Origin of the sequence: Corallococcus sp. AB038B (genome assembly GCF_003668955.1) — a bacterium.
Classification (GTDB): domain Bacteria; phylum Myxococcota; class Myxococcia; order Myxococcales; family Myxococcaceae; genus Corallococcus; species Corallococcus exiguus.
This window is the reverse complement of sequence record NZ_RAWO01000001.1, coordinates 2,581,841-2,605,197: the sequence shown is the minus strand read 5'-3', so window position 1 is coordinate 2,605,197 and position 23,357 is coordinate 2,581,841. Positions and strand designations below refer to the sequence as shown.

The following is a 23,357-nucleotide window of genomic DNA, read 5'->3' as shown; positions in this document are numbered from 1 at the left end:
GGTCACCAGGCCGAAGGAAGAACTACAGGGTGGAGCAGAGGTGGCCACCATCCACTTCAATGACAGAACCACTCATGTAGCTGCCGGCCTCCGACGCCAGCAGCAGCAGCGGCCCATCCAGCTCCCGCATGTGGCCCAGCCGCCGGAAGGGAATGCGAGCGAGCAGCTTCTGCCCCGCGTCCTTCCCGAAGAAGGTCCGGTTGAAGTCCGTCTCGATGTAGCCGGGGGCCAGCGCGTTCACGCGGATCCGATGCCGCGCCAATTCGAACGCCATCGCCTTGGTGAGGTGGATCAACCCGGCCTTGGAGGCACAGTAGGGCGCCACGCCGCCACCCACCCGCAGGCCCAGGATGGACGCGATGTGGATGATGCTGCCCGGCATCTCGCGCTCCACCAGACGGCGCGCCACGGCCTTCGACACGAGATACGAACCCTTGAGGTTGGTGTCGATGACGGCGTCCCACTGCGCCTCCTCCACCTGGAGGAAGAAGCCGTCGCCGGACACGCCCGCGTTGTTCACCAGCACGTCCAGCACCCCGCCCGCCAGCGCCTCCGCCTCGGCCATGGCCTCCTGCACGGACGCCGCGAGCGTCACGTCCATGGACACCGCATGGGCGCGCAGCCCCAGCTCCCGCAGCCGCTCCACCTCCGCGGCCAACCGGTCCGCACGCCGCGCCGCCAACACCACCTCCGCGCCCGCCCGGGCCAGCACCTCCGCGAAGTGCAAACCCAACCCTCCGGAGGCGCCCGTCACCAGCGCACGGCGGCCCTCCAGACCAAACGCATCCACACTCATGAGCGGGCTCCAGGCAGGCAATCGATGACGCGAAACGTCGAAGACTCCGGGGTGATGGCCAATGACTCTTGTTGTTGACGAGGCGCCAACAAGTCTCCACTATACCCAGCACATGAGCCAGGATTTCCAACCATGAGCTACCAACACATCCGCGTTTCCTACGCGGACCGGGTCGCCAATGTGGAACTGCACCGGCCCGAAGCGCGCAATGGCTTCACCGTGCTCATGGCGGATGAACTGGCCTCCGCGCTCGCCGCCGCGGACGCGGATGAAGCGGTGCGGGTGGTCATCCTCTCTGGCGCGGGCAAGGACTTCTGCGTGGGGGCGGACCTCAGCGGCCAGTCCCTGGAGGTCACGAACACAGACATTCCCGGCGGTGCCTGGGTCGAACCCGCGACGCGCGTGGCCCGCCAGCTGTTCATGTTGAGAAAGCCAGTCATCGCCGCCATCCAGGGCGCGGCGGTGGGCGTGGGCTCCACGATGATCCTCCCCGCGGACTTCCGGCTCGCGGCCAGGAACAGCCGTTTCGGGTTTGTCTTCAGCCGGCGGGGCATCTACCCGGAAGCGGGCTCCTGCTGGTTCCTGCCTCGGCTGGTGGGCATGGGCCGCGCGATGGATTGGATGGTGAGCGGGCGGCTTGTCCCCGCGGAGGAGGCGCTCGGCGCCGGGCTCGTCCAATCCCTCCATGAGCCCGAGGCCCTGGCCACCGCGGCGCAGACGCTCGCTCGGGAGCTGGTGGAATCAACCGCGCCTGTGTCCGTGGCCGTCATCCGTCAGGCGCTCTATCGGATGAGCGCCCTCCCCTCGCCGGAGCCCGCGTTCGCCCTGGACAGTCAGCTCATCGCGAGCCTCGGAGAGAGCCCGGACGCGCTAGAAGGTGTCATGGCCTTCATGCAGAAGCGACCCGCGCGATTCTCCCGGACGGTGACCCAGGACCTGCCCGCGTTCCTCCCCTGGCAGGAGACCCGGCGATGAGCGCGCTGGCCCCCCGCTGGAAGCGGCTGGAACCGGACGAGCGCCGGAAGCAGATCCTCGAGTGCGCCATGCGCCTGTTCGGCGAGCGCCCCTACGCGGACGTCTCCACCACCGACATCGCCAAGGAAGCAGGCGTCGCGCGGGGACTCCTCAATCACTACTTCGGGCAGAAGCGGGACCTCTACCTGAAGGTCGTGAAGCGAATGCTGCTCATGCCCGGCATCGAAAAGAGCGTCCCCATGACCGGAACCCTGCGAGAGCGCGTGGAGCGCAGCGTCGAGTGGTACCTGGACACCGTGGCGACCCACGGCAAGACGTACCTGGCCGTCATCGGGAGCGGCAGCATCGGCGCGGATCCGGACGTGGACCGCATCATCGCCGAGGCGGACGACGTGGCCGCGTCGCGAACGCTCGAGTTCCTGGGGCTCAAGGCCGAGGTCGGCAACGATTCGCGGCAGCGGGCGATGATCCGCTCCTACAGCGGGCTGGTGAAGGCCTCCATCCGCGAGTGGCTCCGCGACGGAACGCTCACCCGCGAGGAGACGCACCTGCTCCTGAGCGAATCGCTCCTGCTCATCGTGCGCGACCTGCTCCCCCAGCTCGCCCAGACGGCCACGCCCGGACGTGCCACCCCGGCGAAGCCGAAGGCCCAGAAGTGACGCGGCCGATGGCCGGTCCGGGCCCGCTCACCGGACGCACGCTGCTCATGTCCGGCGGAAGCCGTGGCATCGGGCTGGCCATCGGTGTCGCGGCCGGACGGCTGGGCGCCAACGTCGCGCTCCTGGCCAAGACGGGCACGCCGGACCCGCGTCTGCCGGGCACGGTCCACACGGCCGCCGCGGAGATTGAAGCCGCGGGCGGCAAGGCGCTCGCGGTGGTGGGCGACGTGCGGGACGAAGCGGACGTGCAGCGCGCCGTGGACGAAACGGTGGCGCGCTTCGGCGGCATCGACTTCTGCCTCAACAACGCGAGCGCCCTGGCCCCGCTGAAGACCGAAGAGCTCCCGCTCAAGCGCTTCGACCTGATGCAGCAGATTCAACTGCGCGGGACGTTCCTGCTCACGCGCACGGCGCTGCCGCACCTGCGACGCTCGTCCCACGCTCACATCCTTTCATTGTCCCCGCCGGTGAACCTGGCGCCCCACTGGATGGGCCTGCACCCGGCGTACACGATGGCCAAGTACGGCATGACGCTGCTCACGCTCGGCTGGGCGGCGGAGCTGGCGGACGCCGGCATTGGGGCGAACGCGCTCTGGCCTCGCACGCTCATCGCCACCGCCGCCGTGAAGAACCTGCTCGGAGGGGACGCTTCCATGGAGCGGGCCCGAGCGCCGGAAATCATGGCGGACGCGGCCGTGGCCATCCTCCAGCGCCCGCCGCGCGAGTGCACCGGACAGACCTTCATCGACGAGGACGTCCTGCGCGCGGAAGGCATCACTGATTTCAGCCGCTACGGCGGCGGCCCGGATGTGGTGCTCGACCTGTACGTCGACCCCTGAAGAGGAAGCACGACAGACAAGCGGATTGTCCTTTGACCTGGCGGAGGTGTGTCCATGGGTGCGTTTGACGCGAACCTGGAAGCGCAGTGCCTGTCCCTCGCGGCCCAGCTCACGCTGCCGCGCCTCCTTCAGCGCAACGCCACGGAATACGCGGACGCGCCTGCCCTCACCTTCGGGAACAGCACCCTCACCTGGGGCCAGCTGCGCCAGCGCACCGCCGCGATGACCCGCGGGCTCTGCGTGCTGGGGCTGAAGCGGGGCGAGCGGATGATGATCATGATGTCCGGCCGGCCGGAGCATTGGATCATCGACTATGCGGCGGCCCACCTGGGGGCCATCTCCTGTACCGCGTACCAGACCCTGAGCACCGAACAGGTGGGCTACGTCGCCCGGCACAGCGCGGCCACGGTGGTGGTGCTGGAGGGCGCGGACGAGCTGGCCCGGTGGTGGCCGGTGCTCGAATCGCTCCCCGCCCTCAAGCGCATCGTCGTCGTGGATGCCTCCGCCCTTCCACGCGGGGACTCGCGGTTCATCTCCTTCGCGGAGCTCGAAGCCGAAGGCCGCACCCTCCACGAAGCCAACCCCCAGGCCTTCGAAGACGCCTGGAAGGACCTCCGCCCGGAGGATCCGCTGGCGATGATGTACACCTCCGGCACCACCGGCGACCCCAAGGGCGTGGTGCTGAGCCACCTCAACGCCTTCTATGAAGCCGTCGCGGTGGACCAGTGCGTCCCCGTGCCGATGCGGGTCCCCTCCATCGCCTATCTCCCGCTGGCGCACGTGGCGGAGCGCGAGCTGGGGCTGTACCGAGCGCTCTACAAAGCGCTGCACATGCACCTGTGCACGGACCCCACGGGCGTGGTGCCGCTGTTGGCCCGCTCGCGAGCGCCCGCGTTCTTCGGCGTGCCGCGCCTCTGGGAGAAGCTCGCGTCGAGCCTGCGGTTGAAGGTGGACGCGCTCCCCTCCGCCCAGCGTGAGCCCCTGCTCGCCGCCCACGCCGCCGCGCTGGAGTCCTTCCGGCTGCGCGGCTCTGGCAGGGCCGTACCGCCGGAGGTCCAGCAGAAGGCCGCGGACGCCGAAGCGCGCGTGCTCGAACCGCTGCGCAAGTCCATGGGCCTGGATGCGCTGCATTGGACGAGCAGCGGCTCCGCGCCCATACCCGTGGACATCCTCGAATACCTGGGCGGCTTCGGCATCCAGGTGCTGGAGGTCTGGGGCATGAGCGAGACCACCGGCTGCGCCACCATCAACACCCCCACCGACTTCCGAGTCGGCTCCGTGGGGCGGCCCATCCCCGGGCTCCAACTCAAGCTGGCGTTGGACGGCGAAATCTTCGTGCGCGGTCCGGTGGTGTTCATGGGCTACCTCGCGGCGGACGGCCAGATTGCCCGCGCGACGGACGCGGACGGCTGGCTCGCCACCGGCGACATCGGCACGCTCGACGCGGACGGCTTCCTCAGCATCACCGACCGCAAGAAGGAGCTGATCATCACGTCGAGCGGGAAGAACATCGCCCCCTCCAAGCTCGAAGGAATGCTGCGCGCCCACCCGCTGGTGGCCCAGGCCATCGCGATTGGCGACGGCCACCCCTACGTGACGGCGCTCGTCTCCCTGGATCCAGAAGCCGGGCCGCTCTGGGCCAAGGCCAAGGGCCTGTCCTCCGTATCGATTGAGGACCTCGCACGCGAGCCCGCGGTCCAGATCGAGCTGGCGGCGCTCGTCGCCGCGGCCAACATGCGGCTCTCCCGCTCGGAGCAGATCAAACGCTTCCAGGTCGTCCCGGAAGCCTGGTCCCCGGTGACGGGAGAGCTGACGGTCACCCTCAAGCTCAAACGCCGCGTGCTGCTCGCGCAGTACGCCGAACGCATCGCCGCGCTCTACGCGATCGCCTGACGCCCCTTCGGAGAACCGCCATGCATGTGAGAACCCCGGAGCAAGCCTCGTTCGCCGATGCCATCGACGCGTTCTGCCGCGCCAGGACGGGCACACGCGCGCAGCGGGACGCGCTGACCCACGACGGCACGGAAGCCCACGCCCCCGGCCTCTACGCCCACATGGCCGAGCTGGGCTGGCTGGGCGTGGGAATCCCCACGGAGTACGGCGGGTCCGGAGGAGGCATGTCCGAGATGTGCCTCTTCGCGGAGCGGACCGCCTATGGGCTCGCGCCGGTGGGGGGCTACATCACCACCGCGGTGGCGGCCAGCCCCTACGCGAAGTTCGGGACCCCGGTGCAGAAGGAGACCGTCCTCGGCGGCATCGCGCGCGGCCGGGTGGAGGCCATCTCCATCTCAGAGCCCGGAGCCGGCTCTGACGCCGCCGCCATCACCTGCCGCGCGGTCCGGACGCACGGGGGCTTCGTGGTCAACGGCCAGAAGACCTGGTGCTCCAACGCGCACTTCGCGGACCACGTGCTGCTCGTGGCGCGCACGAACACCGTGGGCTCGCGGCATGAAGGCCTCACCATGTTCTGCGTCCCCGCGGGCACGCCCGGCATGGAGATCCGCGGCATCCCCACGATGGGCGGCAAGGAGGTCAACGACGTCTTCTTCACGGACTGCTTCCTGCCGGAGTCCTCCGTCGTCGGCCTCGTGGACCAGGCCTGGCCCCAGCTGATGTCGGGGCTCAACAGCGAGCGGCTCCTGCTCGCCGCGTCCATGCTCGGCCGGGGCCGGCGCGCGTTCGACGACGCCGTCGCCTACGTGAAGGAGCGCAAGCAGTTCGGCCGCGCCGTCGGCTCCTTCCAGGCGCTCAAGCACCGCATCGCGGACCTGGCCACGGAGTTGGACTGCTGCGAGCTGCTCGTCTACCGCGTGGCAGCCATGGCGGACGAACACCCGGACCGGATGCTCCCCCGCGAGGCCTCCATGGCGAAGCTCAAGACGACGGAGACCGCCAAGCGCGTGGCCCTGGAGGGCATGCAGATGATGGGCGGCTACGGCTACGCCACCGAGTTCGACATGGAGTCGCACCTGCGCGCCACGGTCATCTCCACCGTCTACGGCGGCACCAGCGAAATCCAGCGCGACATCATCGGCAAGACCTTCGGACTCTAGGAGACAGACATCATGACGACGGCACGTCCCCGGTGGAGCTCGGATGACGTCGAGCAGGTGCGCACGCTCGCGGCCACCTACTTCACGAAGGAGGTCCTCCCCAACCTGCCCAAGCACGTGGAGCAGGGCTACCCGGACAAGGCGCTCTACCGCCGCGCCGGAGAGCTGGGCCTCTTGTGCATGTCCATCCCGGAGGCCTACGGCGGCGTTGGCGGCACCTTCGCGCACGAGGCGGTCCTCATCGAGGAGCAGATCCGCGCCGGGGACCCGTCCATGGGCTTCCCCGTCCACTGCGCCATCGTCGCGCACTACCTGCTGGCCTACGCATCGGAGGCCCAGAAGGAAAAGTGGCTGCCCCGCCTGGCCAGCGGCGAGTGGGTGGGCGCCATCGCCATGACCGAGCCGGGCACGGGCTCCGACCTCCAGGCCATCTCCACCCGCGCGGTGCGTGAAGGCGACTTCTACCGGGTGAGCGGCGCGAAGACGTTCATCTCCAACGGCCACGTGTGCGACTTCATCATCATCGTCGTGCGCACGGGGCAGCCGGGCCACGCGGGCATCTCCCTGTTGTGCGCGGAGGTCTCCGACTCGACGCCCGGCTTCCAGCGGGGCCGCATCCTGGACAAGCTGGGGGGCAAGGGTCAGGACACCACCGAGCTCTTCTTCGACGACCTGCGCGTCCCCGCCGTCAACCTCCTAGGAGGCGAGGAGGGCCGGGGCTTCGCCCAGCTCATGCAGCAGCTGCCCCAGGAGCGGCTCACCACGGCCATCATCGCGGTGGCGAGCCTGGAGCGCGCCGTCCAGCTCACGGTCGAGTACACGAAGCAGCGCCACGTCTTCGGCAAGCCGCTCTTCGCCCTGCAGAACACGCGCTTCGAGCTGGCGGAGTGCGCCACCCTCCAGCGGGTCTGCCGCACCTTCGTGGATGACTGCGTCGCGTCCCACCTGGAAGGCAGACTCGATGTAACGACGGCGGCCATGGCGAAGTACTGGGTGTCCGACCAGGCCTGCCTGGTAGTGGACCGCTGCCTCCAGCTGTTCGGCGGGTACGGGTATATGAAGGAATACCCCATCGCCCATCTGTTCGCGGACACCCGCGTCCTGCGAATCTTCGCCGGCGCGAACGAGGTCATGAAGGAGCTCGTCGCCCGGTCCCTGTAGCCCCTCCCTTCTCACAAGGAGGCTCCCCGTGAGCCAGGAAGCATTCATCTTCGACGCCGTCCGTACCCCTCGCGGCAAGGGCAAGAAGGGCGCCCTCCACGGCACCAAGCCGGTGTCGCTGCTCGTCGGCCTGGTGGACGCGCTCAAGCAGCGCAACCCGAACCTGGACCCGAAGCACATCGACGACGTGGTGCTGGGCGTCGTATCCCCCGTGGGCGACCAGGGCGCGGACATCGCGCGCACGCTGGTGCTGGCCGCGGGCCTGCCGGACACCACCGGCGGCGTGCAACTCAACCGCTTCTGTGCCTCCGGCCTGACGGCGGTGAACATGGCCGCGCAGCAGGTGCGCTCCGGCTGGGAGCACCTGGTCATCGCGGGCGGCGTGGAGAGCATGTCCCGCGTCGCCATGGGCTCGGACGGCGGCGCGTGGGCCATGGACCCCGCCACCAACTACGACACCTATTTCGTGCCGCAGGGCATCTCCGCGGACCTCATCGCGACCATGGAGGGCTTCACCCGCGAGGACGTGGACCGCTACGCCGTGCGCTCGCAGGAGCGCGCCGCCCACGCGTGGAAGAACGGCTACTTCCAGAAGTCCGTCGTCCCCGTGGTGGACCAGAACGGGCTCGTCATCCTGGACCGCGATGAGCACATGCGCCCGGAGTCCACCGTGGCCTCGCTGGGTCAGCTGAGCGCGTCCTTCACCACCATGGGTGAGATGGGCGGCTTCAACGCGGTGGCGCTCCAGAAGTACCACGCGGTGGAGCGCATCCATCACGTGCACACGCCGGGCAACTCCTCCGGCATCGTGGACGGCGCGGCGCTGGTGCTGGTGGGTTCGGAGAAGGTGGGCAAGACGCTGGGCCTCAAGCCTCGCGCGCGCATCGCCGCCGTGGCCACGTCTGGCGCGGAGCCGACCATCATGCTCACCGGCCCGCTGCCGGCCACCCGCAAGCTGCTGGACATCGCCGGCCTGTCGGTGAAGGACATCGACCTCTTCGAGCTCAACGAGGCCTTCGCCTCCGTGGTCCTCAAGTACCAGAAGGACCTGGACATCCCGGACGAGAAGCTCAACGTCAACGGCGGCGCCATCGCCATGGGGCACCCGCTGGGCGCCACCGGCGCCATGATTCTTGGAACCGTGGTGGATGAACTGGAGCGGCGCAACGCGCGTCGCGCGGTCGTCACCCTGTGCGTCGGCGGCGGCATGGGTGTGGCCACCCTCGTCGAGCGCGTCTGACCCTTCCCTCCCCTTTCAAAGACTTTCGAGCGAACACCATGAGCGAACAGAACACCCTGCGCTGGGAACAGGACGCGGACGGCATCGTCGTCTTGACGATGGACGACCCCTCCCAGTCCGCCAACACCATGAACGCCGCCTACGTGAAGTCCATGCGCGCGGCCGTGGACCGGCTGGTGAAGGAGAAGGACAGCATCACCGGCGTCGTCATCGCCTCCGCGAAGAAGACCTTCTTCGCGGGCGGCGACCTCAACGACCTGCGCAACGTCAAGAAGAGCGAGGCGAAGCAGGTCTTCGACCTGGGCCAGGAGATCAAGGCGCAGCTGCGCACGCTGGAGACCCTGGGCAAGCCCGTGGTCGCGGCCATCAACGGCGCGGCGCTGGGCGGCGGGCTGGAGATCGCCCTCGCGTGTCACCACCGCATCCTCGCGGACGTGAAGGGCGCGGTGGTGGGCCTGCCTGAGGTGACGCTGGGCCTGCTACCCGGCGGCGGCGGCGTGGTGCGCACGGTGCGCATGCTGGGCATCACGGACGCGCTGATGAAGGTGCTGCTCCAGGGCCAGAAACACCGCCCCCAGGAGGCGAAGGAGCTGGGGCTGGTGAATGAGGTGGTGCCGTCCGTGGACGCGCTCCTGCCCGCGGCGAAGGCGTGGGTGAAGGCGAACCCGAAGGCGCAGCAGCCGTGGGACCAGAAGGGATACAAGATTCCCGGTGGCACGCCGTCCCATCCGGCGTTCGCGGCGAACCTGCCCGCCTTCCCCGCCAACCTGCGCAAGCAGCTCAAGGGCACGAACATGCCCGCGCCGCGCGCCATCATGGCGGTGGCGGTGGAGAGCACGCAGGTGGACGTGGACACCGCGTTCACCATCGAGTCGCGCTACTTCACGGAGCTCGTCGTCGGTCAGGTCGCGAAGAACATGATTCAGGCGTTCTTCTTCGACATGCAGCACATCAACTCCGGCGGTGGCCGTCCCAAGGGCTTCCCGCAGCACACCGCGAAGAAGGTGGGCGTGCTGGGCGCGGGCATGATGGGCGCGGGCATCGCCTACGTGTGCGCCAAGGCCGGCATCGACGTGGTGCTCAAGGACGTGACCCTGGCCGCGGCGGAGAAGGGCAAGGGCTACTCCGTCAAGCTGGTGGAGAAGGCCGTCTCCAAGGGCTCCGTCACGAAGGAGAAGGGCGACGCGCTCCTGGCGCGTATCACCCCCGCGGAGGACCCCGCCGCGCTCGCGGGCTGCGACCTGGTCATCGAAGCGGTGTTCGAGGACGTGAAGCTCAAGCACAAGGTCTTCCAGGAGATTCAGGGCGTGGTGGCGCCGGACGCGGTGCTGGGGTCCAACACCTCCACCCTGCCCATCAGCCTGCTCGCGGAGGGCGTGACACGGCCGCCGGACTTCGTCGGCATGCACTTCTTCTCCCCCGTGGACAAGATGCCGCTGCTGGAGCTCATCGCCGGCAAGCAGACGAGTGACGCGACGCTGGCGAAGGCCATCGACATCGCGGTGCAGATTGGCAAGACGCCCATCGTCGTCAATGACAGCCGGGGCTTCTTCACCAGCCGCGTCATCGGCACGTTCCTCAACGAGGCCATCGCCATGGTGGGCGAGGGCATCGCGCCCGCGTCCATCGAGCAGGCGGGACTCCAGGCGGGCTACCCCGCCGCCCCGCTCCAGCTGGTGGACGAATTGACGCTGACGCTGCCCCGGAAGATCCGCCAGGAGACGAAGGCGGCCGTGGTGGCCGCGGGCCAGCCGTGGGTGGACCACGGCAGCTACGCGGTGATGGACGCGCTCATCGATCAGCACGGGCGCAAGGGCCGCTCCACGGGCGGCGGGTTCTACGACTACGCGGATGGCAAGCGGACCAACCTCTGGCCGGGGCTGGCGCAGCACTACACGAAGCCCGGGCACACCATCCCCTTCGAGGACATGAAGGAGCGGATGCTCTTCGCGGAGGCCATCGACACGGTGCGCTGCTTCGACGAGGGCGTGCTGCGCTCGGCCGCGGACGCGAACGTGGGCTCCATCCTGGGCATCGGCTTCCCGCCCTGGACGGGCGGCGTCGTGCAGTACATCAACGGCTACGAAGGCCCGTCCGGCACGGGGCCTCGCGGCTTCGTCACCCGCGCGCGCCAGCTGGCGGAGCGCTACGGGAAGCACTTCCTGCCGCCCGCGTCCCTGGTCGCCAAGGCGGAACGTGGAGAGCTGCTCGAGTAACCCCTTACCCACACAAGAGGTCGCCCCATGAGGAATCAGCGGGAGCATGACGTGAAGGCACTCGTTTCAAGGCAGCGCGCCTGTTTCGAAACCCGCGTCACGCTCCCGCTGAAATGGCGGCAGGAGCAGCTGCGGGCGCTCGAAGCGACGGCCCGCAGGCATGAGGAGGCCATCCTGGCCGCCCTCAAGGCCGACCTCTCGAAGAGCCCGGAGGAGGCCTACCTGACGGAGGTGGGCAGCATCTACGGGGAGCTGAAGACGGCCCTCAAGCACGTGAAGGCCTGGATGGAGCCACGCAAGGGCTCCGCGCCGCTCGTCATCCAACCGGCGCGGGCCTGGCAGTACGCGGAGCCCCTGGGCGTGACGCTCATCATCGCGCCCTGGAACTATCCCTATCAGCTGTCGCTGGCGCCGCTCATCGGGGCGCTCGCCGCGGGCTGCACCGCCGTGCTGAAGCCGAGTGAGCACGCGCCGGCGACCTCGCGCGTGCTCGCGAAGATGCTGGGCGAGGCGTTCCCGCCCGAGGTCGTCTCCGTCGTGGAGGGCGGCGTGGAGGAGAGCCGCGCGCTGCTCGACGAGCGGTGGGACCTCATCTTCTTCACCGGAGGCCCCCAGGTGGGCCGGACCGTCGCCGAAGCGGCGGCCCGTCACCTGACGCCCACCATCCTGGAGCTGGGCGGCAAGAGTCCCTGCATCGTCGACCGGAGCGCGGATCTGGAAATCACCGCGCGCCGCATCGCCTGGGGCAAGTACGTCAACGCCGGGCAGACCTGCATCGCGCCGGACTACGTGCTCATTCCTTCCGACCTCCAGGAGCGCTTCACGACGCTGGTCCAGAAGGCCGTGCGGAGCTTCTACGGCGACGACGCGAGCAAGAGCGCCGACTACGGCCGCATCGTCAACGCCCGCCACTTCGAGCGGGTCAGCGCGCTCGCGACCCATGGAGAGATTGCCTTCGGTGGAGAGCGCGACGCAGCCAGCCGCTTCTTCGCCCCCACCGTCATCATCGACGCGCCCCTGACGAGTCCGCTGATGCAGGAGGAGATCTTCGGCCCCCTGCTCCCGCTGGTCGATTGCGAGAACGTCGACGACGCCATCCGCTTCGTGCGCGCCCGCCCGAAACCTCTCGCCCTCTACACCTTCGCGCGGGACGCCGCGGTGAACGAGCGCGTGCTCGCGGAGACGTCCAGCGGCGGCGCCGTCACCAACGACGTGTGCGTCCACTTCGCCGCGGAGGGGATGCCCTTCGGCGGCGTGGGCGAGTCCGGCCTGGGCGGCTACCACGGCCAGTCCAGCTTCGACGCCTTCAGCCACAAGAAGAGCGTGGTGAAGCGGCCGTTCATCCTGGACATGAAGCTGCGCTACCCGCCCTACACGGGGAAGCTGGACCTCTTCCGCCGCTTCCTGTGACGGGCCAGGGGGCGCGGTCACTTTCCGCGCCCCCTTCCCCTCTGACTACAGCGTCTTCATGTATTCGATGAGGGCCCAGCGCTCCGGGTCGGTGAGCGACTGGGTGAAGTCATGTCCCTCGTTGCCCATCCCGTAGAAGTGGGTGTTGAAGATCATGCGGGAGCGGATCTGCTTCTGGGTGATGGGCGGCGGCGACTGGTAGGCGAGCGAGTTGTAGTTGGCGACCAGGTTCGCGATGTTCGCGAAGAGCACGTCGGCCGTCGCCATCTCCTCGCTGCACGGGATGAACGGGTCGTTGGACGGGGAGTTGGCGCAGGGCAGCGACGACACCTTCCAGCCCAGCTTCGCGAAGTCGTAGGACGCGTAGCTCGCGTCGTAGCCCGCGTTGGTCCCCAGGATGTTGGCGGAGGTCTGCAGGCGCTTCCACACCGACGGCCGGTCCGTGGGCTTCAGCACGTCCCAGAGGGTGGGCACGCTGCCGTTGTGGAAGAACGGCGCGGAGGCCCACGCGCCATAGAGCGGCGGCGCGATGTAGCCAAACGGGCTGAGCCACTCGTTGGGCCCCACGGGTGAATAGACGGGGCCCAGGCCGTTGTCATACGCGCTGCGCGGCACCCGCCGCAGGGCGCTGGTGATGATGTCGTCGTAGAAGGGGCCGTGGTTGGGGGCCTCGTCGTTGTAGGCCAGGAAGGACGTGTTCCAGGCCTTGCGCTTGCGGATGTCCGCCATCAGGTCCTTGCGCGCCGGGTCCGTACGGATGACCTCAATGGGCGTAATCACACCCGCCACGCCCTTGAGGCGCGGGTCGGGCAGGTACGCCGGGTCCGCGGCGTGGCGCGGCGAATAGACGCCGTGGCAGGACGCGCAGGAGCCGTTGCCCGGCGCCTTGGGAATGTTGGCGTTGGCGCCGTTGGCCCACAGGTCCCTCTCGTGGAAGAGCACCGCGCCCTGCTCGGCGAGCGCGGTGTTGACCGTCTTGGGGTACGTGGGGGGGGACATCGAGATGAAGAAGTTGTCGTTGTCCTCGAACTCGACGGTCATCGCCCGGCGCTGCGCGGGCGTGCGCCCCAGGTTCGCGATGCTGAAGGCCATCTCCGAGCGGACGTTGTCCGACGTGAGGGCGCCATCCCAGAACTGCCGCGTCTTGAAGGCGCGGTGCCACCAGCTGGGCGCGCGCGACTGGCCGCCCGCGTGGGTGGGGAAGTATTCGAGCAGGCTGGGCGCCAGCGCGAGCGAGTCCATGTCGAAGAGCGCGGGCAGCAGGTCCACGATGCCGATGGCGTCACTGGTGCCGCGCCCCACGCTCCACGGCACGGGCGCCAGCTGCAGCACGGTGCCTACGCCCGTCGAGCGGAAGAAGTCGGATTGGATCAACCCCGCGTCCAGCGCGTCGTTCGAGCGCCCCCACACGAAGCCGGCCTCCTGCTCCGTCCCCAGCCGCGAGTCGTGACACCCGGAGCAGCTGGAGGAGATGGCGCCCGTGAAGCGCCCGTTCGAGTCCCGCTCCTGCACGAGCCCCAGGGGGAGCTGGCCGCTGCCGCCATTGGTGAGGTTGGGGTTTTCCCACGGCAGCGGGTAGGGATTGCGGAACGGCGCCTTCGCCATGCCGTAACGCTTGATGACCTGCTCGTCGAAGTCCGAGGGGCGGATGAGGTAACCCCACAGCATGTACATGTTGTAGTAGGCGAGCGAGGTGGTGAACGGCTGGAAGTAGGCGCGCGTCTCGATGTTGTTGCGCCCCCGGGCCACGCTCGCGCGGAACTCACCGCACGTCGTGGGATTGGGCGGCAGCGTGGAGACGAACGGCGCCGGGGGATTGTGCAGGTCCACCCAGTACGCGTTGAACTGGACCGCCGCCCCTGGCTTGTTGACGCCCGGCACCACCAGCGTGCGCGGGTCCACCGGCAGCGGCGTGGAGTCCGGCTTCCCATTGCAGGCCGCCACGAATGGCGACCGCACCGCCGTGGTCTCCAGCAGCGGCAGGGGATCGGCGGCAGCCCCGGCACTGACCAGGAAGAGGACCAGCGAACTCGGACACGCCCACGTACGGCTCCATCGCAGTCTCATGCACGGCCTCCAGCGCCTATTGGCACTTTGACAACAAGGAACCTTGTAGGCCCCGGATTCCGGGGTCTCAATACGCAGCGCGTTAGCGTGTCTGGGAAAAACAAAGGGCCCGGAACGGTGGGTTCCGGGCCCTCGAGTGTTCACGTGTGTTGACGCTGGAGACTTGGGTCAGAGCACGCCTGGGGACGCCTTGGCCTGCGTCTTGGCGAAGATTTCGCGCAGGCGGGTGGCGACCTTGGGCATCACGTCCTCGAAGGCCATCTCGGTGGACTGCCGCAAGGACTCCTGCCCCGCGGACGCCCCACCCAGCCACGCCGAGGCCGCCTTGCTCTTCTGGGATTCGCCCTCGATCAGGTCACTCACCTGGACGGCGTCCTGGGTCCCCCGGGAGCGAACCGTCAGCTTCAACTTCGACACGAAGCCACCGCCGTTGACGTCGAAGTAATTGATCTCCGGGACGATGAGCACGTCCGCGTCTCCCATGTCCTCGGGGCCGGAAGCCTCCTGGACGGACTGGAAGACGGTGCCCAGCATCTGCGGGAAGCTGCGCGTGAGCCCCTCGCCAATGGTGATGTTCCAGGTGTGCCCGGCGCCCAGGACGAAGTAGCTGTCCGAGTCGATGCGCGCCTTCTGCTCGGGCGAGATGAAGTAGCGCGCGCGAAGCGCCAGCGGCGTCCCCGCGTTGGACATGGGCGCGGGGCTCGGCCGCACCTGGTGGGTACAGCCGACGAACGCGAGCAGCGCGAACAAAGGCAGAACGAGGTTTCTGGGCATGGCGACTTCATAGCCGACACACCAGGTCCTGCCCCATCCCTCCCAGGGGCGAGCCGCCGCGAATGGCCAGGTACGTCCAGACCCAGGAGTCTGGACGCCAGTCACGCCGCGGTCACGCCTGCCATCAGAAGGTGATGGTCAGGTCATGCAAGATCGCCGAACACCCCGTCTTCGTTCCCGCCTCGTCGCCCGACGTGTCACCCACGCAGGTGAGGTTCTGCACGATGCGCGTGTTCCCGGGCACCTGCGGGAACCCGAACGCGTCCTGCGAGTGCCCCGTGTCCTTGTAGTGGAACTCGAACTCCGGACCGCACGCGGGGAAGTTCAGGTCGGGGCATGGGGACGGCGACACGCTCACGATGGGGCTCGCGGTGGTGGCGATGTGGTAGAAGCGCTCCCCGTGGACGCCCGTGGTGCCGGGCACCTCGCTCCCCCAGATGACCATGGCGATCCACAGTTCGTTGGAGTTGCGGATCTGCAGCTCGAAGTTGATGTCCATCTGAGGACCGTGCCCCGCGAAGTCTCCGTCGCCCGACACCTTGGGCGGCACGAAGAAGGCGAGCGGGAAGTCGTTGATGGTGACGCTGCTCAGCCCCTGCTTCGTCGTACCCACCGCCGGCGCGGCGGGAGTCTCCGCCGGCTGCTCCAGGGTTTCGGGACCACCGCAGCCCGCGAGCAACAGCGCGGCCGGAACGACGTACGACATGAATCGACGCATCATGGCTGACTCCAGACAGCGAAAGGGAACTGCCAGGCAACCAGCCCGCGCTCCCCACGGGGCGGCCGCCACTCCGGCGGACCGGAGTGACTGGAGAAGTACCGGCATGGACAGACACGCACCATCACGCTGCCGTGAGCCGCTCCCTGCATGGGACGAAGCGCTCCAGGGCAGGGGTGAGCTGGCATTGAGGGGCTGGGGGAAGACGATGGAGCTTCAAGACGCGTTGTTCGAGTCCGTGCCCATCCGGGTGGGGGTGGTGGAAGGCGCATCCGAAACGCGGCGGCTCGTGCTGCCGCTGCTGGAGGCGGATGCGGACGTGCATGTCGCGGCGGTCCACTCGGAGGGAAGCGCCGCCGTGGAGACCCTGCGGCGCGAGCCCGTGGACATCCTCTTCCTGGACGTGGACCTGGAGGACCTGGACGGCTTCCAGGTATTGCACGCAGCGGGAAGCGCGTGTGCCGGCGCCGTCGTCCTGATGACCGCGAAAGAAGAACACGCGCTGCGCGCCTTCGAGGCCGGCGCGCTGGACTGCCTCCTCAAGTCCCGGGTCCCCGAGCGCTTCGCCCAGGTGCTGGGCCGGGCGAAGGAGCACGTGCGCAGGGGGCGCCTCCAGCAACTCGTGCGTCAGCTGGCGGGCCTCGTGAGGACCCTGCCCGTCCCCTCCCCTGCCCCGCGCTACCTGGACCGGCTGGTCATCCGCGAGGTGGGACGGGTGACGCTGCTCGCCGTGGACGACGTGGACTGGATGGCGGCGGAGGACAACTACGTCCAGGTGCACGTGGGCGAGCGCAGCCACCTCCTGCGCCAGCCCATGCGGGAGCTGGAGGCCCGGTTGGATCCGGAGCGCTTCGTGCGCATCCACCGCTCCACGCTCGTCAACCTCCAGCGGGTCCAGGAGCTGCGCCCGCTGCTCCATGGCGAGTACCAGGTCATCCTGCGCGACCGCACCACGCTGAAGCTCAGCCGCGGCTACCGCGAGCGTCTGGGCCTGTTGTTGGCCCAGGGGTGAGCCTTCTCACCCAATCCCAGGCAGGAATGACCCACCGCGGTGAGTAGGAATGAAGTCCCAACCATTGACCCGAGGCCGGGGAAACCCGTTTGATTCATCAATGCTCAATCAAACCCCGGAGTACCAGTCCTGTATCCAGAGTTCCGAACGGGTGTCCTGGCGTCTGGATGAGCTGTTGCCCAAGGACACCGTGCTCGACTTCAGCCACCGGTTCCTTTCGGATGCGCTGACCGGGACGGAAGACATCCCCTTCCTGAGCGCGGAGGAGCGGCTGATGTTGAATCACATCCGCTCCAACAGCTACGCGCACCTGTTCCTGTTCCTGGAGGAGTACGCCGTCGCCCTGGCCGCCCAGCGCGCCGGTCTGGAGCTTCACGGGAACGCGACGCACATGCGGGCGCTGCTGCGCTTCACCGAGGAGGAGCTGAAGCACCAGCAGCTCTTCGCGCGCTTCACCGGCGTGTTCGCGAAGGGCTTCAAGGTCGCCCCTGCCCTGCTCGACAACCAGGTGGAGGTGGCCCGGGCCATCATGGCGAAGTCGAACCTGGGCGTGCTGATCTTCAACCTGCACATGGAGCTGATGACGCAGCAGCACTACCAGGAAACGGTTCGCGGAAACAAAGACGAGACGCTGGATCCGCTGTTCTGCAACCTGCTCAAGCACCACTGGCTGGAAGAGGCGCAGCACACCCGGCTGGACTTCCTGGAGGCCCAGAAGATCCTCGCCCAGGCGCCCGAAGCCCTGGACGCGGCCCTGACCGAATACTCGGAGCTGCTCCAGGCGCTGCGCGGCACCCTGAACGCGCAGCTCGCGCTGGACCTCCAGACGCTGGAGAAGGCGGTGGGGCGCACGTTCACGCCCAACGAACGCCAGCAGTTGTCCGAGTCCCAGGAGCGTTCATATGTCTGGGGATTCATCGGGATGGGCATGAAGGCCCCCCTCTTCCTCTCCCGCCTGCGCGCGCTCTCCCCTCTCGCGGAGCAGCGCGTGCTGGAGTTGGCCCCGACGTACTACTGCGCCTGAGCCGGCTTTGAAGCTCAGCCGCGGCGACCGCGAGCGCCTGGGCCTGCTGGTGGCCCAGGAGTGAGGACTCCCGTCGAAGTGGCCTGGAGCCGGCAGCGCGCCTCGGCGGCCCGCGCCTGCACTGCGTCCTCGTGCTGTCCCAGCGACAGCATGAGGGACGCGGCCCGCGCGTAGTGCTCCGCCGCCAGTTCGGGAGGCAGGACCTGTTCGTCGGAGCGAGCGGACGCCAGCAGGTGGGGCAGTGCCCGCTCCGTCCGTCCAGCTCCGAGCCAGTGGTGTGCCAGGAGGATGGGAGGGGCGCCATCCTCCTCGAACACCGAGGCGAGCCGGGCGTGCAGCACGCGCTCCTCTCCGGGCCCCATCCCGGCCAGGACCGCCTCCATCACCAGGTCGTGGCTGAAGCGCTCGCCCATCAGCACCTGGGCCGCCTCCAGCTCCGCGAGCGCCTCATGCGCCTCCGCCTGCATCACCTGGAGTCCCCCGGCCACGAGCGAGGTCCGGAAGAAGGCCCCCGCCAGCGCCGCGAGCCGCGCGCACTGGAGCGCCAGCGGAGACAGCCCTTCCAGGCGCCGCTGGATGAGGGGGCCCACGCGCCCTGGAGGCGGCAGCCGTTGGGGCCATTCACGGTGCAGCGAGTCCGTCTCCAGCAGGTGCTTCAGCGTCTCCACCACGTACAGGGGATTGCCGCCCGTGTAGCGGGCCAGGGCCTCCAGGTGCGCCTCCGCGCCCGGCAGTCCCATGCCCGCCACCATGCGCTTCACGTCCTCGTCCGTCAGCGCGTCCACCTCCACGACGCGCGCCAATCCCGCCTCGACGAGCCCCGCCACGTGCACTCGCGTCTCGGGCGACAATTCTCCCCGGCGATAGCAGTCGATGAAGCGCAGGCTGCGTGCGCCTGGAGGGGCCGTGTCGGCCAGCCGGGAGAGCGCGAAGGTGAAGGCCCTGGCGCTGGCCGCGTCCCAGTACTGCACGTCATCCGCGACGCTGATGTCCTCGTGCTCGTGAAGCAGCTGGAGCGCCGCCACGATGGCGTCGTAGAAGCGCAGCGTGCCGGCCTCGGAGGCCAGGGGCGGCAGCAGCCGCGCATCTCCCAGCTCCGGGAGGATGCGCGACAGCTCGGTGCGCACCCAGTCCGGCAGCTTCACGTCCGGCCAGCGCCGCAGCTGCGTGCGGAAGGCGCGCGCCTGGGAGGCGAACGGCACGTCCCGGTCTCCCGCTCGCGCCTCGATGCGTCCCCAGCGGCCCTGCGTGGCCGCGAACTCCTCCGCGAGCCGCGTCTTGCCGCTGCCGGGCTCACCGGAGATGAACAACAACTGGCCCGCCTCCCAGCCGGCTTCCAGCTGCCGCCACGCCGCGTCCCGTCCCACCAACACCGGAGGACGCAGCACTGAAAGAGGCAGCGAAGGCCGAGCACCTGGAACGGAGCGTGAGCGCGGCGGGGCCTGCTCCACCTCCCGCACCAGCGCGAGCGTCTCCGGCATGGGGGTGACGCCCAGCTCCCGGTCCAGCACGTCGCGCAGGTGTTCGAAGGTCGCGAGCGCTGCTCCCCGGTCACCCTGCAGGTAGTGCAGCCGGATGAGGTGGCGGCCGGCCTGCTCGGATTCGGGCTCCTGCCGCGCCCACGCCTGCGCGAGCCCCAGGGCGGCGGTCCAATCGCCCGCGGCGGTGAGCTGGGCGATGCGGGCCTCGCGCGCCTCGCGAACCCATCCCTCGATGCCCGCGCGAGCGCCGTCCAGCCAGCGCGCGAGCTCCGGACAGTCATCGAAGTCGAAGCCAGCCAGCAGCGTGTTGCCTTCGGAGTCCATACACGCCAGGGCCTCCGCATGGGCACGGGCCTCCGTGGCGGCCTTGAGGCACGCGGCGTCCACGGACGCGGGCGAGACCAATGCCAGCCGTTCGGCGTCGCCCTCCACCAGGGGCGCATCCTCCGTGGCGACTCGCAGTCGGCGCAGCAACTGCCGCAGGTTGCTTCGCACGGTCGTGGGCGGCGAATCCGGCCACAGGAGGGACGCGAGCGCGAACTTGGGCGAGGGGCCCTGCAATGCCAGCCACGCCAGCAGCGCCGCGGTGCGCCGCTCCAACCTCACGCGTTGACCGTCGGGGCCGCACAGCTGCGCCAGCCCCAGGACCCGCACCCGCCATTCCCTGCCATCCACCGGAAGTCTCCCCAGGCCTCGCGCCGTCATGCGAAGCGCGCACCTTACCCGACCAGACGTGGAAGCAAGCCGTCGATGGCCGCTCGTGTCTGCCCATGGCGCCGACCTCCGGCATCCGAGCCTGGGAGCGCTGGTGGGCCCGGGTGACGGAACAGCCGGGAGGCTGGAGCCGCACACGGCCCGTGCGCATCCATTCCCCATGCTGGCACTTCGACAGTGTGGACTCGGCTGGCTGGCGTTGTCCGCGGCCTGGCCGGTGTTCGCGGCCGAGCCCGCGGTGTGGGGCGAAGGGATGATGGTGAAGGTCCGTCCCGACAACACCGCGCCAGGAAGCAGCACCGAGGTACGACTCACCGCCGCGCGCAATGAGTTCGTCTCCTTCCAGGTGGCGTTGCACGGCGGTGACCGGGGCCTGAGGGGCGTGCGAGCCCGCCTGCCCGCGCTGGAGGGGCCCGCGACGCTGACGGGACCGGACGTGACGCTGTACCGGCAGGCGTACATCACCACTCGGCAGGGCTCCGAGCCCGGGCAGCCGGTGGGGCGCTGGCCGGACGGGCTGGTGCCAGACACGGACGAAATCGCCAGGGAGCAACGCAATGCCTTCCCCTTCGACGTGCCCGCGCGCGAGGCGCGAGCCGTCTGGGTGGACGTGCACGTGCCCCAGGACGCGCCGCCCGGCGACTACACGGGCACGGTGACGGTGGAGGCGGAAGGGGGCTTCCAGCGGCAGGTGACCGCGAGGCTGACGGTGGTGGAAGCGGTGATGCCAGGCACGTCCTCGCTGGCCTCGGCGTTTTCGCTGTCGCCGGCCCAGGTGTGCCTCGCGCACCTGGGCCGCGCTGACTGCTCGCACGAGGAGCTGCAACCGTTCCTCGTGCGCTACCAGCAGATGGCGCTGGAGCACCGCATCACGCAGCCCCGGCTCTACCTGCGCGGGTCCGGGCCCAAGGCCTGGAGTGATTTCGACGCGACGTGGGGGCCCAGCCTGGATGGCACCGCGCCCACGCGGCTGTCCGGCGCGAGGATGACGAGCCTGGAATACACAGGGCCCCTCACCGCTGGCGGCCTGTCGGCCTTCACCGGGCACATGCGCGAGCGAGGCTGGCTGGACCGGGCCTTCGCGCTGATCGGCGACGAGCCGCCCATCTGGATCAGCTACGAGCAGGTGCAGGCCGCCGGAACGCTGGTGCGGCAGGCCGCGCCCGGACTTCGCACCCTGCTGACGACGAACGCCAGCCAACTGAAGCCCACCGGCCTGGTGCCCCTGGTGGACATCATGGTTCCGATGGTGAACCACCTGGAGGGCACGGATCCGGGCTTCGTGGGGAACCAGACCGCGACGTACGTGGAGTTCCTCTCGCGGCCTGGAACGGAGTTGTGGATGTATCAAAGCTGCGCGGTCCACGGCTGCGCGCCCAGCGTCTCCGTGCCGCAGAACCAGCCGGGGGCGGGTTGGCCGTCGTACATGGTGGACCGCCCCTCGACGAAGGCCCGCGCGATGGAGTGGCTGTCCTTCCTCTTCGGCTGCAAGGGCGAGCTGTACTACGAGACCGCGGGCATGCTCCCCACGGCGTGGACGGACCAGTACCACTTCGATGGCAACGGGGACGGGACGCTGTTCTACCCGGGCACGCCCGCGATCATCGGCGGACGGACGGACGTGCCGGTGGCCTCCCTGCGCCTGAAGCTCATCCGTCAGGGCATGCAGGACTATGAATGGCTCAAGGCGGTGAGCGACGCGGGCGACCCGGCCTTCGCGCACCAGGTGGCGCGAGAGCTCATTCCCAACGCATGGCAGGTACCGGATGACGGCGCCGCGTTCGATGGCGCGCGGCTGCGGCTCATCCAGCGCTACGGGGAGCTGACCTTGGGCAACCCGACCGCCCCGCGCATGGGCGGGGCGCCGGTCTCCATGCCCTTGGAGCCGCAGGTTCCAGGCGGTCCAGGGGAGCCGGGCGGGCAAGGCAACGCGGGCGGCTGCGGCGCGGCCCCTGGCGTCTCCGTGGCGGGAGTCCTGCTGTGGGCGGCCTGGGCGCTGGGCAGGATTCGCAGGACACGCGTCGCGAGGTAGTCCGAGGGCATGTCCCTTTTCTCCCGGATGCGGACTCCACCCGCGAGCGCAGGCCCTGGGCATACCGACTAGACTCCGGGCATGAACCTCGTCCGTGGCATCACCCTCTTCGCGGCCGCCCTGTCCCTGCTGACCAGCTGCGCGACGCTCGACACGTCGAACATGACGCCGTCCTGCCGCTCCCAGTACGAAGCGTGTCTCAACAGCTGTCAGCCGCGCGGCCGGCCCGCATCGAGGCAGCCGCCGGACTCCGTGCAGGGCAACGCGGAGCGGCTCACCCTCGACACGCAGACGCCGGCCTGCACCGACTCCTGCAAGCAGCAGGCGAAGACCTGCTCCTGAGCCCATGGCCCCGGAGCGCTACGAGACCCTGGACGGCTCCACGCCGGACGTCACCCCGCTGGCGGCGGAGGTCGGACTCAAGCAACCGTTGAGCGCCTTCACCCTGCTGGAGGGAGGCGATGTCTTCGAGTCACGCGGAGGCCGTCCCCCCGCGGAAGGCCCCGCACGGGCCCGCGCCTATGTGAGCGCGAAGCTGGAGCTCAAGCCGTACGGCGCCCCAGCGGCGCAGGTGAAACGGGTGCAGGAGGAGATCATCCGGCAGCTCGCCGGGAACCTCCAGCTCATCGCCCGCCTGGAGGCCGCGAGACCCCTGACGCTGGAGCTGATTCCCCCCGGACACGCGCTGACGAAGTACGGCTATCCCCGGGCCGTGTCCCCCCAGACCGCGGGCCTGTTCTGGGATCATCCGGACTGGCCCCGGGCACGAATCGCGCTGAAGCAGGACCGGCTGGAGTCGGAGCAGTACCTGGTCTTCCATGAGATGGCGCACGCCATCCAGGGGCTGGCCTTCACCCAGAAGGAGAGCGAGCTCATCTACCGCACGATGCTCCGCACCTACCGAAGCCGCGCGGCGGTGGACGAGGTCTTCGCCATCTACAGCGAGCGCGAGTTCGTCACCGGCGTCTCCGCGCACGACCTGCGAGCCCCCGGCGTGTACGGCATGGCCCGCCAGCGGTGGAACGAGGAGCACGTGTTCACCCGCTTCGTGCGAAACCTCTATTTCCCCTACAAACCCCTCGCGGGTGGCACTGCGGGAATGACTCCGTCCAGCTTCGGTTGAAGCGTTTTTCCGGGTGCACGGCGCCGCCCGGCTCGCGAGGCATGCGCGGATTGAAGCCTGATT

At 69.1% G+C, this 23,357-nt stretch carries 19 protein-coding genes; 14 read left to right on the top strand and 5 right to left on the bottom strand.

Features of this window, described 5'->3' with window-relative positions; genetic code table 11:
- Positions 1–22: 22 nt before the first annotated feature.
- Positions 23–796, bottom strand: coding sequence for an SDR family NAD(P)-dependent oxidoreductase (locus D7Y04_RS10760; RefSeq protein ID WP_121759152.1), 774 nt, complete (start codon positions 794–796; stop codon positions 23–25).
- Between the two features lie 132 nt (positions 797–928).
- On the opposite strand from D7Y04_RS10760, the gene D7Y04_RS10755 reads away from it, so the two are divergent.
- Genes D7Y04_RS10755 through D7Y04_RS10715 form a run of 9 tightly spaced genes read left to right on the top strand, consistent with a single transcriptional unit; the run spans position 929 to position 12,349 of the window.
- Complete coding sequence (locus D7Y04_RS10755; protein ID WP_120595144.1) at positions 929–1,771, top strand: enoyl-CoA hydratase-related protein; 843 nt, start codon at positions 929–931, stop codon at positions 1,769–1,771.
- Complete coding sequence (locus tag D7Y04_RS10750) at positions 1,768–2,430, top strand: TetR/AcrR family transcriptional regulator (RefSeq protein ID WP_120595143.1); 663 nt, start codon at positions 1,768–1,770, stop codon at positions 2,428–2,430. The genes D7Y04_RS10755 and D7Y04_RS10750 overlap by 4 nt, the downstream gene beginning before the upstream one ends.
- 8 nt (positions 2,431–2,438) lie before the next feature.
- Positions 2,439–3,269 (top strand): NAD(P)-dependent oxidoreductase, encoded by an 831-nt coding sequence (locus D7Y04_RS10745; protein ID WP_120595142.1) that lies wholly within the window; start codon positions 2,439–2,441, stop codon positions 3,267–3,269.
- 54 nt (positions 3,270–3,323) lie between these two features.
- A complete protein-coding gene (locus tag D7Y04_RS10740) occupies positions 3,324–5,162 on the top strand; it encodes a long-chain fatty acid--CoA ligase (protein ID WP_121759151.1) in 1,839 nt (612 codons plus the stop codon).
- Between the two features lie 20 nt (positions 5,163–5,182).
- Positions 5,183–6,322, top strand: coding sequence for an acyl-CoA dehydrogenase family protein (locus D7Y04_RS10735; protein ID WP_121759150.1), 1,140 nt, complete (start codon positions 5,183–5,185; stop codon positions 6,320–6,322).
- A gap of 12 nt (positions 6,323–6,334) precedes the next feature.
- A complete protein-coding gene (locus D7Y04_RS10730; protein WP_120595139.1) occupies positions 6,335–7,483 on the top strand; it encodes an acyl-CoA dehydrogenase family protein in 1,149 nt (382 codons plus the stop codon).
- A 28-nt stretch (positions 7,484–7,511) separates the two neighbouring features.
- A complete protein-coding gene (locus tag D7Y04_RS10725) occupies positions 7,512–8,723 on the top strand; it encodes an acetyl-CoA C-acetyltransferase (protein WP_121759149.1) in 1,212 nt (403 codons plus the stop codon).
- A gap of 38 nt (positions 8,724–8,761) precedes the next feature.
- On the top strand, positions 8,762–10,939 hold the full coding sequence (locus D7Y04_RS10720; RefSeq protein ID WP_120595137.1) for a 3-hydroxyacyl-CoA dehydrogenase NAD-binding domain-containing protein: 2,178 nt from the start codon (positions 8,762–8,764) through the stop codon (positions 10,937–10,939).
- Between the two features lie 27 nt (positions 10,940–10,966).
- Positions 10,967–12,349 (top strand): aldehyde dehydrogenase family protein, encoded by a 1,383-nt coding sequence (locus D7Y04_RS10715; protein WP_121759148.1) that lies wholly within the window; start codon positions 10,967–10,969, stop codon positions 12,347–12,349.
- 45 nt (positions 12,350–12,394) lie between these two features.
- On the opposite strand, the gene D7Y04_RS10710 is transcribed toward D7Y04_RS10715, so the two are convergent.
- The 3 genes from D7Y04_RS10710 to D7Y04_RS10700 all read right to left on the bottom strand — a co-directional run bounded on the left by D7Y04_RS10710 (position 12,395) and on the right by D7Y04_RS10700 (position 15,911).
- Positions 12,395–14,416, bottom strand: a complete 2,022-nt coding sequence (locus D7Y04_RS10710) for a hypothetical protein (RefSeq protein WP_121759147.1) — start codon at positions 14,414–14,416, stop codon at positions 12,395–12,397.
- A gap of 168 nt (positions 14,417–14,584) precedes the next feature.
- Positions 14,585–15,190 (bottom strand): hypothetical protein, encoded by a 606-nt coding sequence (locus D7Y04_RS10705; protein ID WP_147477080.1) that lies wholly within the window; start codon positions 15,188–15,190, stop codon positions 14,585–14,587.
- Positions 15,191–15,314: 124 nt separating this feature from the next.
- Complete coding sequence (locus tag D7Y04_RS10700) at positions 15,315–15,911, bottom strand: hypothetical protein (protein WP_121759145.1); 597 nt, start codon at positions 15,909–15,911, stop codon at positions 15,315–15,317.
- A 205-nt stretch (positions 15,912–16,116) separates the two neighbouring features.
- Here D7Y04_RS10700 and D7Y04_RS10695 point away from each other — a divergent pair, with 205 nt between their 5' ends.
- A complete protein-coding gene (locus tag D7Y04_RS10695) occupies positions 16,117–16,920 on the top strand; it encodes a LytTR family DNA-binding domain-containing protein (protein ID WP_121759144.1) in 804 nt (267 codons plus the stop codon).
- A 100-nt stretch (positions 16,921–17,020) separates the two neighbouring features.
- On the top strand, positions 17,021–17,944 hold the full coding sequence (locus D7Y04_RS10690; protein WP_120594109.1) for a hypothetical protein: 924 nt from the start codon (positions 17,021–17,023) through the stop codon (positions 17,942–17,944).
- 14 nt (positions 17,945–17,958) lie between these two features.
- Here D7Y04_RS10690 and D7Y04_RS10685 read toward each other — a convergent pair whose 3' ends face one another.
- On the bottom strand, positions 17,959–20,130 hold the full coding sequence (locus D7Y04_RS10685) for a BTAD domain-containing putative transcriptional regulator (RefSeq protein WP_199749639.1): 2,172 nt from the start codon (positions 20,128–20,130) through the stop codon (positions 17,959–17,961).
- A gap of 169 nt (positions 20,131–20,299) precedes the next feature.
- Between D7Y04_RS10685 and D7Y04_RS10680 the strand changes: the two genes are divergently transcribed.
- From D7Y04_RS10680 to D7Y04_RS10670, 3 genes are all read left to right on the top strand, one after another.
- Complete coding sequence (locus D7Y04_RS10680) at positions 20,300–22,171, top strand: DUF4091 domain-containing protein (protein ID WP_121759142.1); 1,872 nt, start codon at positions 20,300–20,302, stop codon at positions 22,169–22,171.
- An 81-nt stretch (positions 22,172–22,252) separates the two neighbouring features.
- A complete protein-coding gene (locus D7Y04_RS10675; RefSeq protein ID WP_121759141.1) occupies positions 22,253–22,513 on the top strand; it encodes a hypothetical protein in 261 nt (86 codons plus the stop codon).
- A 4-nt stretch (positions 22,514–22,517) separates the two neighbouring features.
- On the top strand, positions 22,518–23,294 hold the full coding sequence (locus D7Y04_RS10670; protein WP_121759140.1) for a hypothetical protein: 777 nt from the start codon (positions 22,518–22,520) through the stop codon (positions 23,292–23,294).
- Positions 23,295–23,357 lie beyond the last annotated feature (63 nt).